At 29.5% G+C, this 13,542-nt stretch carries 8 protein-coding genes; all 8 read left to right on the top strand.

The genetic code is table 11. The features are described from left to right. The first annotated feature begins 119 nt into the window (after positions 1 to 119). The 8 genes from TY07_RS02685 to TY07_RS02650 all read left to right on the top strand — a co-directional run bounded on the left by TY07_RS02685 (position 120) and on the right by TY07_RS02650 (position 13,494). Positions 120 to 2,330, top strand: coding sequence for a purple acid phosphatase family protein (locus TY07_RS02685; RefSeq protein WP_042394965.1), 2,211 nt, complete (start codon positions 120 to 122; stop codon positions 2,328 to 2,330). A 102-nt stretch (positions 2,331 to 2,432) separates the two neighbouring features. Then, the gene (locus TY07_RS02680; RefSeq protein ID WP_042394963.1) at positions 2,433 to 3,620 is read left to right on the top strand and encodes a YibE/F family protein; all 1,188 of its coding nucleotides are present in this window, start codon (positions 2,433 to 2,435) and stop codon (positions 3,618 to 3,620) included. Positions 3,621 to 3,877: 257 nt separating this feature from the next. Next, positions 3,878 to 4,783 (top strand): N-acetylmuramic acid 6-phosphate etherase, encoded by a 906-nt coding sequence (murQ, locus tag TY07_RS02675; RefSeq protein WP_042394960.1) that lies wholly within the window; start codon positions 3,878 to 3,880, stop codon positions 4,781 to 4,783. Positions 4,784 to 4,821: 38 nt separating this feature from the next. After that, on the top strand, positions 4,822 to 6,183 hold the full coding sequence (locus TY07_RS02670) for a PTS transporter subunit EIIC (protein WP_042395198.1): 1,362 nt from the start codon (positions 4,822 to 4,824) through the stop codon (positions 6,181 to 6,183). Between the two features lie 79 nt (positions 6,184 to 6,262). Further along, the gene (locus tag TY07_RS02665) at positions 6,263 to 7,345 is read left to right on the top strand and encodes a MupG family TIM beta-alpha barrel fold protein (RefSeq protein WP_042394957.1); all 1,083 of its coding nucleotides are present in this window, start codon (positions 6,263 to 6,265) and stop codon (positions 7,343 to 7,345) included. A gap of 11 nt (positions 7,346 to 7,356) precedes the next feature. Further along, positions 7,357 to 8,202, top strand: a complete 846-nt coding sequence (locus TY07_RS02660) for a MurR/RpiR family transcriptional regulator (RefSeq protein ID WP_042394954.1) — start codon at positions 7,357 to 7,359, stop codon at positions 8,200 to 8,202. 334 nt (positions 8,203 to 8,536) lie between these two features. Then, a complete protein-coding gene (locus tag TY07_RS02655) occupies positions 8,537 to 10,621 on the top strand; it encodes an efflux RND transporter permease subunit (protein WP_042394952.1) in 2,085 nt (694 codons plus the stop codon). Then, a complete protein-coding gene (locus TY07_RS02650) occupies positions 10,618 to 13,494 on the top strand; it encodes a YhgE/Pip domain-containing protein (RefSeq protein WP_042394949.1) in 2,877 nt (958 codons plus the stop codon). Before TY07_RS02655 ends, TY07_RS02650 begins: the two co-directional genes overlap by 4 nt. The last annotated feature ends 48 nt before the right edge of the window (positions 13,495 to 13,542 follow it).

Below are 13,542 nucleotides of genomic sequence, written 5' to 3'. Positions count from 1 at the left end.
AGTAATTTTAAGATATGTAAAAAGTAGCAATATAAAGTTAATAAATGTTAAAAAATGATATTTCATAAAAAAGTTAATATATAATTCATTTTGTAAGTAATTACAAGGGGGATTTTAAAATGATAAAAAGAACTAAAAAAATAATGTCAGCAATAATAGTTGCAATGATGGTGGTTACAACAAACAGTTATAATGTATTTGCAGCAGATGATGACAAATGGACAGAAGCAACTAAGGGAGAAGCATGGGATGAATGGTGCGAAAGATGGGAAATAATAAAAACAGATTGGACACAACTATCATTAACACCAGGAGCTGATGCAACACAATTAAATTTTGCTTGGTATTCGGTAATTGGAGAAGAAAATCCGATTGTTAAGGTAAGTAAAAATTATGATATGAGTGATGCAAAAATTTTTGAAGGAAATCAAAGTAGTGCAGTACCAGGTTATGTTTCAAATAAAGTAACAGTAACGGTATTGGAGGAAAATTCCAAATATTATTATAGTTATGGAACTAATGATAATTGGAGCGAAGCCATAGAATTTAAAACTCAAAGTACTAACAAATTTGGTTTTATTTTAGTAGGGGATCCGCAAATAGGATCATCAGCAGGTAATATTGCAACTGGTGAAACTACAGAACAAGGTCAGGATAATGCTACAAGAAATGATACTTTTAACTGGAATAATACAATTAATAAAGCTTTAAGTTTAATGCCAAATGCTAGCTTTATTTTATCTGCTGGTGATCAAATACAATCACGAAACAAAAAAGCAAATCAAACAGAAGCCTTAGAATATACAGGAAATGAAGTAGAATATGCTGGGTATTTAAGTGCTGATGCATTAAGCTCACTACCAGTTGCTACATCTTTAGGAAATCATGATGCTGTAAGTGGTAACTATTCATATCATTTTAATAATCCAAATGCAAGTTCATTAGGAGCAATGAGTAGTTTAGGTAGTGGAATTAATGGAGATTATTATTATAGGTATGGTAACACATTATTTATTATGTTGAATACTAATAATACTAATACTGCTGAACATGAAGCATTAATGAAGGAAGCAATTGCAGTAAATGAAGATGCTACTTGGAGAGTGGTTACTTTACATCAAGATATTTATGGTTCAGCAGAGCATTCAAATGAGCCTGCTATTGCAGAATTAAGATATAAATTAGTGCCAATATTTGAAGAAAATAATGTTGATATAGTATTAACTGGACATGATCATGCTTATGCAAGAACTCAAATATTAAAAGGTGGTAAATTAAGTGAAGGGTTATCATTAATGGATGAAGATAAATTTGATGAAATTGCAGAAGAAGAATATAAAAGTGGAATACTTTCAAATGATGAAGAATATTTGTCATATTTATCAACTATAGAAGATAAAGATGCTGTTGTTAATGATTTAAGTGTACGAGGTAATAATATTTCTAATCCTGATGGGATATTATATATTACTGCAGGTTCATCTACAGGTAGTAAATATTATAATAATTTAGCAAGACAACAAGCATATATTGCAAATAGATGGCAAGAATATGCTCCAACTTTTAGCACTATTAATATTGATGATGTAAGCTTATCAATAAGCACATATAGAACAGATACAATGGAGAAAATTGATGAAACAGTTACGCTTGTAAAATCAGTTAAGTATGGAAACTTAGTAGAAATAATTGAAGATGCAGAAGCAAAAGTTGAAGAAAAGGATAATTATACTTCATCAACTTGGGAAGCTTTTGAAGCAACACTTCAAAATGCACAAAAAATTGCAGAAGAGTCAAATATAAATGAAGAAATCGTTACAGATGCTTATGGTAATTTAAAAGCAGCAATAGATCAATTAGTTTTAAGAGGGGATGTATCAGAATTAGAAAATGAAATTATTCTTGCAGAAAAGTTAGTAGAAAATGCTGTGATTGGAACAGAAGAAGGTCAATATCCTGAGGAGGCTAAGGAGGGTTTATTAGTGGCAATTAATACTGCTAAAGAAGCATGTTATTCAGATAATTCAAGCCAAGCAGTTATAGACGAAGCCTTAACAACATTAAAAACAGAAATTGCAACATTTGAATCTAAAGTAATAGTTAAGAATTCATCTACAGATACTAATAATGGAAATAATGACAATTATAATAATGGCAGTGGAAATACTAATAATGGATCAAGTAATAATACATCAACTCCAACGAAGAAACCTAATACAGCTGTGAAAACTGGAGATTTATCTAATGTATTAGTTTATAGTATTTTATCATTAGCTGTTGTTGGATTAGCTGCTTTAGGATTAAAGAAAAGAAAAAGTATTGTTAAATAATATAAAAGATAAAGTGAAATAAAAAATAGGGGGTTATCTCAAAATAATCAAAATAGTATTTAAAATATTTTGGGATAAACTCTACTTAAATGGAGGAATATCATGGTAGCAGGTTTATTAAGGAGGAAGAAAAATATAAATAGTAAAGTTATTACATTTTGTTTTTTAATAATATTTTTTATATTTTTATACTTTTTTAATAACATTGAAAGGGTAGAGTTAGTAAATAGTTCAGGAACAAGTTATGTAAAAGCTGTGGTTAATGAAATAGTAGAAGATAATATCCAAGAGGATGGTTCTAGAATTGGTTATCAAAAGGTAATGTTAAAGGTATTAAGTGGAAAATTAAAAGGGCAATTAATAGAAGGAACAAGCTTTGCAGGATATTTATATGGGGCAGATTGTACTGTTGGAATGAAAGTTATTGCAAGTATAAGCAAATATGAAGATAACGCTTCAGCAGCAGTTTATAGCTATGATAGATCTAATATTATTTATATATTTGTAGGATTATTTTTACTTATGCTTTGGATTATTGGGGGCAAAAAAGGATTTAAGTCAGCAATAGGATTAGTTTTTACGTTTATATGTATAATTTACTTGTTTTTACCTATGTTATATAAAGGATATTCTCCATTTTTATCAGCGGTAATAGTAATAATATTAATAACAATTGTTTCTTTGTATCTTATAGATGGAATAACTAAAAAATCAATTTCGGCAATGATAGGTACCATAATAGGGGTAATAATAGCTGGTATATGTGCAGCTGGCTTTGGTTATGTGGCAAAAATATCTGGTTATAATGTTTCTGAGGTTGAAGAATTAGTATTTGTAGCAAATAATACAGAGCTAAAGGTTGGAGGTATATTATTTTCAGCAATACTTATTGCATCATTAGGAGCTGTTATGGATGTAAGCATGTCAATTTCTTCAACACTTACAGAAATATATAACCATAATAAAAATATTGGAAGAGTGGAACTTTTTAAGTCAGGAATAAATGTTGGAAGAGATATGATGGGAACTATGTCCAATACATTAATATTAGCTTTTACTGGAGGCTCAATAAATACATTAATTTTAAATTATGCTTATGCTCTAAAGCATAATCAAATTATCAATATGTATGAAATAGGTATAGAGATAATGCAAGGGGTATCTGGAAGTATAGCCATAATATTATCTGTTCCGTTAGTATCAATTATTTCATCTTATTTTTTAACTTATGGAAGAAAAAAGTCATTAAGAAGTAAAATTAATTTGGACTCAATATTAGAATATAATTAAGTTATACACATGTGGTTATTGATTTTAAGGGGATATAGCTATTATATGTGCAGTATTAATAAGAATAATGAAAGTGAGAAAACACCTTATAGATTTTTAAATCTTAAGGTGTTTTTAGTTGGGAAAAATCAAATGTTTTCGTAACTATGAAATAAAATAATAAAAAATAACAAAATACTTGAAATAAAATTTCAAAAGTGGTAATATAAATGTACAAGATGTAAACGTAATCAAGTTTAGTGGGGAGGATTTAAGATATGAATACAATAAAATTAGAAAATTTAACAACAGAAAGTAGAAATAGTAGTTCTTTAAATATCGATAAGGTGTCAACATTAGATATGGTAAAGATTATTAATAATGAAGATAAGAAGGTTGCTTTAGCAGTTGAGAAAGAATTAGTGAAAATTGCAGAAGCTATTGATGGAATAGTAAGTGGAATGCAAAAAGGTGGAAGATTGATTTATATAGGAGCTGGAACATCAGGAAGACTTGGTATATTAGATGCTTCAGAATGTCCACCTACATATGGTGTATCTGAAGAATTAGTTCAAGGAATTATAGCTGGTGGAACTGAGGCAATATTTAGGGCAAAAGAAGGCGCAGAAGACTCTAAGGAATTAGCAATTGAAGATTTAAAATCAAAGAATATAACTGAAAATGATACAATAGTTGGACTAGCTGCATCAGGAAGAACACCTTATGTTATCGGTGGATTAGAATATGCAAACAAAATAGGAGCATTAACAGTATCAATAACGTGCAATGCAAATTCAGAAGTAGCAAAAGTTTCAAAGGTATCAATAGCTCCAGTAGTAGGTGCAGAGGTAGTTACTGGTTCAACGAGAATGAAAGCTGGAACTGCACAAAAGTTAGTATTAAACATGCTATCAACTGGAACTATGATTAAGCTAGGAAAAGTATATGGAAATTTAATGGTAGATGTTAGAGCTACAAATAAAAAGTTAGTTGAAAGAGCAAAAAAAATAGTTTGTGAAGCTACAGGGGTAGATAGGGAAGTAGCAGAAAAAGTATTAAAAGAAACAAATTATGATGTTAAACTGTCAATATTAATGATACTGACAGGATTAGACATAAATGAGGCAAAAGAAAAATTGACACAAAATAAAGGTTATATTGCTAAGGCAATGGAAACTATTTAAAGTATATAGGGGGAGAGAAGATGACAAAGCAAGGAACTATTACAAACCAAGAAATAGCTAAGAAATTGGTTGAACTTGTAGGAGGAAAGGAAAATATTAAAGCAGTTGAAAATTGTATGACTCGTTGTAGATTAGAGTTAGTTGATTTATCAAAGGCTAAGATTGCTGAGATTAAGAAGGCAGAGGGAACTTTAGGAGTGGTCGAAGCAAAAGGTCAATTACAAGTTATTTATGGACCAGGTAAGGTTAATAAGATAACAGAAGAAGTGAAAAAAATAGTAGGAGTAAAGATAGCTATAGGAGAAGAAGCTGTTAAAGCTACAAAGGCTAAACTAAAAGAAAAAAATGATACAAAATTTAAAAATATACTTAAAAAATTAGGAAATATATTTATTCCTTTAATACCATTATTCGTGGCATGTGGACTAGTACTTGCTGTAAATAATATAGCTGGAGTTTATTTTGGAGATGCATATAAGACAACTAATGCAGCTCAGATAATAGGGTTAATAGGTAATGCAGTATTTTCAATTTTACCAATTTTAGTAGGTGTAAATGCATCTAAAGAATTTGGTTCTCAAATGCCAATGATAGGTGGAGCATTAGGTGGAGTGATATCATCAGCAACATTAGCTAATATAACTTTATTTGGTAAAGCATTAACACCAGGGCGTGGAGGAATTATTTCAGTTATTCTTGTTGTTGCATTAGCTGTATTTATAGAAAAGCAATGTAGAAAATTTATACCAGATGTTTTAGATTTATTTGTTACTCCGTTAATAACATTAACAATATCAGTCTTAGCAGCTTTATTTATATTACAACCCGTAGGTGGAGCAATATCAGATGCTATGGGAATATTAGTTTCAAATACGATAGCTTCTGATAATACAATAGTTTCAGTGTTATCAGGTGCTATATCGGGAGGATTATTCTTACCTCTTGTTATGACTGGAATGCATCAAGCATTAACACCAATTCATGCTGATTTAATTGCGAATGTTGGATATACAATATTATTACCTGCATTAGCAGCTGCTGGTATGGCTCAAGTTGGAGCTACTTTAGCTGTTATAAGAAAAACTAAAAATGAAAGATTAAAGAAAACGGCGAAAAATGGATTAATACCAGGTTTTTTAGGAATAGGAGAACCACTTATTTATGGTGTAACATTACCATTAGGTAAACCTTTCTTAGGGGCTTGTCTTGGTGCAGCTATAGGTGGAGCTGTGATGGCTTTATTTAAAGTTGGTGCTGTTGCGTTAGGTGTTTCAGGATTACCATTAGCTTTATTAATTGCTGATGGAAAAATATTAGTATTCTTAATAGGAGTTTTAGCATCATATGCAGCAGGATATTTCTTTACAAGTATATTAGGATTTGAAGATCCAGTAGAATAGAATTATATTAAAAGGGTGATATGATATCGATAAACATATCACCCTTAAATTATACTTAGTTAAATTAGGAGGGATTATTATGAGTTTAGGTATTTCAGTTTATTTTGGATTAGATAACACTATGGAAGAAAATATAAAATTGTTAAGTGAAGCAAAAAAATTAGGTTTTACAAGAATATTTACATCTTTACACATACCAGAAGCAAATTATGAAATATTAAAAAAAGAGGTTAATGAATTTTTTAATATAGCTAAAGGTTATGAAATGGATATAATAAGTGATATTTCTCCAAATACATTCAAATTTTTGGAGTTAGAAAATATGGACTTAGAAGGATTAAGAAATTATGGGGTTAAAACTATTAGAATAGATTTTGGATATACTCCAAAAGAGATATCTAGAATGAGTAAGAATAATTGTAATATTAAAATACAGCTTAATGCATCAACTGTAACTGAAGATTTTCTTTTAGAATTAGATAAATATAATCCAGACTATAAAAATATAGATGCACTTCATAATTTTTATCCTAGAAAAGGGACAGGTATTTCAGAGGAATGTATGTTAGAAAAGAATAAAATTCTTAATAAAAGAGGAATTAAAACTTGTGCATTTGTTCAATCAAATAACAGAAAAAGAAGTCCTCTTATGGATGGATTACCAACATTAGAAGATCATAGGGGATTAGATGTAAGGAAAGCGGCAAATCATTTATTTGCTTTAAATAATGAATCAGTATTTATAGGCGATTCTTTACCAAGTATAAAAGAGCTTGAGGATTTAGCTGATTTAAATGAAGAAGCAATAGAATTAGAGATTGAGCTTAAGATAAGAGATAAGGTTGTAGAAAGAATTTTAGGTGAAACATTTTCGGCAAGAACAGATGAAGCTAGAGATGCTATAAGAGCAGCTGAAAGTAGATTAATATTAAATAATGATATTATAAATCCTATGAATACCATTGATAAAAAATATGGAGATATTACTATTGATAATATTGAATATAAAAGATATATGGGTGAATTGCAAATTTTAAAGGTAAATCAATCAAGCGATAGAAGAACAAATGTTGTAGCATCTGTTTTACAGAATGATTTTTATTTATTAAAATATATAAAGGGAGGTAAAAAATTTTACTTTAATATTATTAACAATAAATAGGACGTGAGAATATGAATTTATTGCAGTATATAAGACAAAACTATGAAAGCTTTACAGAAAGAGAAAAGCGTATAGCTGATTATCTTCTTAATGATAATAATGATATTATTGAGATGTCTGCAAAGGAAATAGGGGATGCAACTAATACTTCAGCACCAACAGTAGTAAGATTTTCTAAAAAATTAGGTTTTAGTAGTTTAAATGAAATGAAGATAAAACTATCTATTAGTTTATCTAATAGTAAAAATAAAGAGGAGTTTGAGTATTTAGATAGAGATTTAAGTACTAAAAGTATTATTAGTGGAGTTAAGCAATCAATTCATACAATAATAGATGAAACTGTAAATTTAATAAGTGAATGTGAATTAGATAACGCTATTGATTTATTAAGTAAAGCTAAAAATATTTATGTTTTCAGTGTAGGGGTGTCAAATTTAGTTGGATTAGATTTATATTATAAGATGAGCAGAATAAATAAAAGGTGTATTGCTCATTCTGATACACACCTTCAAATTACTTCTTCAGCTTTGATGGAAGAAGGAGATGTTGCAGTTGCTATTTCATATTCAGGAGATACAAAAGAAGTAATATTATGTGCTGAAAATGCAAAGAAAAATAATATACCTTTAATTGTAATTACAAAAGCAAGTATAAATAATAGCTTAGAAGAATATTCTGATGTAACATTGCATGTACCTTTTGTTGAAAAATCATTAAGAGAAGGTGCTATGACTTCAAGAATTTCACAATTGGCCATCATAGATATGCTATTCTTAGGGATAGCACGAAGTAATATAAAAGATGTGGAAGAAAAGCTTTTAGTAACAAGAGATGCAGTGAAAAAAATAAAGATATAGGAATATAGATGTATTAAAACTAATACTAATGTTAGTGGTTCATAAATGAATTACTAATATTAGTATTAGTTTTTTTGTCTTAAAAGTTTAACAAGATGTAAACTTTTGATTAACAGAATTTTATTAAAAGATGAGAAATGAGACAAATAAACGAGTGACAAAAGATGAAGGTTGAAATGCGAGCAAAAGAAAGGAAATTAAAGGAATATTATTGTGAAACATCATAAATGGAATAAATCATTTTAAATTAAGAAAAAGAGTAATAAAACTAAAATTGAAAAAATAGTTTATAGGGTATAAAGTTTAAATCAGAGAATGATGAGGGGGGAACATTATGAAAAAAATTTCACGAGCAATAGCCAAAAGCAGAATTTTAATTTTAATAGTTGCAATAATTTTATTAATTCCTTCTGCAATAGGTTATTTTAATACAAAAGTTAATTATGATATTTTAAGTTATTTACCTGATGACCTAGAAACTAGAGAAGCTCAAAAAATTATGAAGGATGAATTTGATTGTGGATCTTTAGCTATGTTAATAGTTGAAGGTATGGAAAATAAAGATGTAGCTAAGCTTAAAGAAAAAGTATCCAATGTGGATGGAGTATCAGATGTAATTTGGATAGATGATGCACTTGATATTTCTGTTCCTAAGGAAATATTACCTTCTTTAGTAAGAGATATGCTTTTTTCAGATGACTCAACATTGATGATTGTTAAGTTAAAAGACACTGATGCAAGTGAAAGTACTGAAAAAGCAATAAAGGAAATAAGAAGTATAACAGGCAAACAAGCCTTTTTAAGTGGAATAGGGGGAGTAATAAAAGATACAAAGGATTTAGCAGATAAGGAAACACCAATTTATATTTTAATAGCAGTAATTTTATCAATAATAATTTTAAGCTTAACTATGGAATCTTTTATAATTCCTATTATTTTTATGTTAAGTATAGGAATTGCAGTAGCTTATAATATGGGATCAAATATTATATTTGGTGAAATTTCTTATATAACAAAGGCATTGTCAGCAGTATTACAATTAGCTGTAACGATGGATTATTCAATTTTCTTACTAAATAGATATGATGAAGAATGTAAAAGTCAGCCAGATAAGACTGAAGCTATGGCGGTAGCAATAGAAAAAACTATAGCATCTATTGCAGGTAGTTCTTTAACAACAGTCGCTGGATTCCTAGCGTTATGCATTATGGAATTAGGTTTTGGAAAAGACATAGGATTTGTAATGGCTAAAGGTGTTGTATTTGGTGTTATATGCACTATAACAGTATTGCCAGCAATGATATTAACATTTGATAAGCTTATTCACAAATATAAACACAAGACTTTATTACCTAAGTTTGAAAAAAGTTCTGCCTTTGTGATAAAGCATCACAAGATTCTTGTAATTATTGGTGCAATTATCTTGATACCAGCTATTATAGGAAATAATAATACGGAGGTTTATTATAACCTAGATGAATCACTTCCAAAGGATTTACCTTCTATTGTAGCTAATAATAAATTAAAGTCAGAATATAACATGATGTCTACTAACATAATTTTAGTAAGAGATGATTTAGAAGCATATAAGGTTGATGCAATGATTGATGAGTTAAAAGGTGTTGATGGGGTTACTTCAGTAGTAGGTTTAGAAGATTTACTAGGGCCTAGAATTCCTCAAAGTTTCATACCAAGTGATTTGTTAGAGAAAATAAAAAATGGTGGATATGAAGAAATAATGCTTAATTCAGAGTATAAGGCAGCATCTGATGAGGTAGAAGTTCAATTAAAGGAAATAAACAATATTGTTAAAAAGTATGATAAAGATGGATTAGTTGGTGGTGAGGCGCCATTAACAGAAGATTTGATTACAATAGCAGATAGTGATTTTAATCGGGTTAGTGTAGCATCAATTTTAGCTATATTTGTAATAATACTATTTGTGTTTAAATCAGCAATAATACCTATATTATTAGTTTTAGCAATTGAATTAGCTATTTTTATAAATTTGGGTATTCCGTTCTATATGGGTACAAGCATTCCATTTATATCATCAATAGTCATAGGAACTATTCAATTAGGAGCAACTGTAGATTATGCGATATTATTAACTTCTAGATTTAAAGAAGAGTTAGCATTAAATTCGGATAAGAAAAAAGCAATGACAATAGCACTTCAAAGTTCATCAAGATCAATTGTAACTAGTGCTTTAACTTTCTTTGGGGCAACAGCAGGGGTTGGAATTATATCAGATATGGAAATGATAAGCTCATTATGTACATTAATGGCTAGGGGCGCAATTATAAGTATGGTTGTAATTCTATTTATATTGCCAGGAATATTATTGCTTTGTGAAAAATTAATAGTTAAGACAAGTAAGTCTTTTGTAGAGTGTGTTGAAGGGGGAAAAGAGATATGAGAAAAGGGTTATCAAAAAAATTAGCATGTTTAGTTGCATTAATAACAGTTACATCAAATTCAGTAGTTTTCGCTCAAGATATAAAAAAGGATGAAACTGTTTATGTTATATTAGATGAAAATGGAAATCCGACAGAGCAAATTGTTAGTGATTGGATTAAAGGAAGTGAAAATTTAGGGCAATTTACAGATAAGTCTACATTAAGTGATGTTAAGAATGTAAAAGGTGATGAAGAACCAACTAAAAATGGAGATGAATTAAGTTGGAATATTGATTCTAATGAACTTTATTATCAGGGTAAAAGTAATAATCAATTACCAATAACAATATCAGTTAATTATGAGTTTAATGGTAAGAAGGTTGATCCAAATGAGGTTTTGGGGGAAAGTGGTAAGTTTAAGATTTCTGTTAATATAACTAATAATCAAAGTAAGACAGTATTTATAAATAATGAAAAGAGAAATATTTATTTACCATTGTTAACTGCAGCAGAACTTACTTTATCTAATAGTAACTTTAGTAATGTGGAAGTTAGTTCTGGTAAGGTTATTAATGATGGGAATAATTCCTTAGTAACATTTGTAACAATACCAGGATTAAAAGAATCTTTAGATTTGGGAGATGTATTAGATGACTTATTAGGTAGCAGTAGTATTGATTTATCTGATTCATTTGAAATTACAGGTGAAACTAATAATTTTGAGATACCAGCGATAATGGTTTTAGCTACTACATCAAGTGAAGATATAGATGAAATTGAAGGTATTGATAGTTTGGATGATTTAAGGACATCATTAAATGATCTACAAAAAGGTGGAGAAGATTTATTAAGTGGATCTAAGGAATTATTAGATGGACAAACAGAATTAGCAAGTAATTATTCTATATTTAATGCAGGAGTAGGAACATTAAATAGTGGAGCTATTGAACTTAGAAATGGATTAAATACTTTAAATGGAAGTGTTCCAACATTACTAAGTGGAGTAAATTCATTAAATAGTGGAGCAGGTCAAATTAAAGAGAATTATGATAAATTTGATGAAGGAGTATCATCATTAGCAAGTGGTGCAAGCACTTTAAATAGTGGAATTAATACTTTAAGTGGTAGTGTACCAACATTATTAAGTGGAGTTAATACATTAAATAGTGGAGCAGGTGAGTTAAAGGATAAATATACACAATTTGATGCTGGAATATCATCATTAGCAACAGGTGCAAGTGCTTTAAATGAGGGGATTAATACATTAAATGATAGTGTACCAACATTGAATAATGGAGCAGTTGCATTAAATTCAGGTGTAAGTGAATTACAAGGAAAATACACAGAATTTGATTTGGGAGTATCAAGTTTAGCTGATGGAGCTAAAAATTTAGATGAAGGAGTATCTAATTTAGAAGAGGGATCAAAAAGTTTAAATGAAGGTGCTACAGAATTGAGTAGTGGACTTGGAACTTTAAAGTCTTCACAAGAAGAATTTACTTCTAAAGTTAATGAGTATGTAGGAGGCGTAAGTAGTTTAAATGAAAATTATGATTCAATAGATAGTGGTATATCATCTGCATTAAGTGGTATGACAGAATTAAATAATGGATTGCAAGGAGCTGGAGATGGAATTGGAAAGCTTCAAGATACTACAAGTAGCTTAAAGCAAATTGCAGAGTCGATTTATACAATGGCTACATCAATTGAAAAAATAGATCCTACTCAAGCAAAAGAGCTTAGAGAATATAGCGCTAAAATTAAAGCAATTGCAGATGGTCAAACCGAAGGATTAACAAATTTATCTTCTGCACTTCAATCAGGAGCAAGTGGAGCAAATGAGCTAGAAAATGGTTTAAGAAATTTAGCTAGTGGATCTGCAGAAGTTAAAGTTGGATTATCGCAATTATCATCAAATGGGGATTCTTTAAATGCAGCAGCACAAGCTATAAGTAATGGAATAAGCTCAGCATATGATGGTAGTAAGTCTTTATTAGCAGGAACATCAAGCTTGCAAAGTGGTGTAGGTAATTTAAAGAGTGGAAGCAATACATTGTTAAATGGGGCTAATTCATTAAATGATAATTCTAAACTTATAAATTCTGCCATGGGAGATTTATCTAATGGAAGTCAAAAATTAGCGGCAGGTACAGGAGTTTTATTAGATGGTACAACAGCTTTAAGTGAAGGAAGTAATACATTGTTAGATGGAGCTAATGAATTAAGCACCAATTCAAAGTTGATAAATTCCGGAATAGGATCAATATATGATGGAACAAATCAATTATCAAGTGGAGGTAAGACGTTAGCTGATGGAGTAAGTGATTTAGCAATAGGAAGTAATCAATTATCAAATGGAGCTAATGAATTAAATACAAATTCAAAGAAGATAGATTCAGCATTAGGTGCACTGTATGATGGAACAAAGGAGTTAGTTAGTGGAGGAAAAACATTAAGTCAAGGGGTAAGTGCCTTAGCAACTGGAGGTAAGACATTAGCAGAAGGTACAGGAACATTAAAAAATAACTCAGAAAAGATTTTAAATGGAACAGAACAATTAAAAAGTGGAACACAATCATTATATGAAGGTGTTGATAAGCTAAAGAATGAGGGATTAGACAAAATCAATGATTTAGGAAGTGAAGCTTTAGATAGTATCGATGGATTTAGTCAAGCAAAGGATGAATTAGTGCAAATGGCAAAGGATTATGGTGTTTATTCAGGATTAACAAGTGATATGAAAGGATCTGTTAAATTTATAATGAGAAGTGATGCTATTGAAAGTTCAGATATTGATAAGACAACAGATGATTCAAGCACTAAGAATACAGAGAATAAATCAGATAAAAGTGATAAGTCATTAATTGATAAAATAAAGGGTCTATTTAATTAGTAAGTTTTATTATTAAGGAGCATGTAAATTAATCATGCTCCTTATATT

The organism is Clostridium saudiense, assembly GCF_000577815.1.
Lineage (GTDB): Bacteria > Bacillota > Clostridia > Clostridiales > Clostridiaceae > Clostridium > Clostridium saudiense.
The sequence above is the reverse complement of the archived record's forward strand: the minus strand, read 5'-3'. Positions and strand labels throughout refer to the sequence as shown.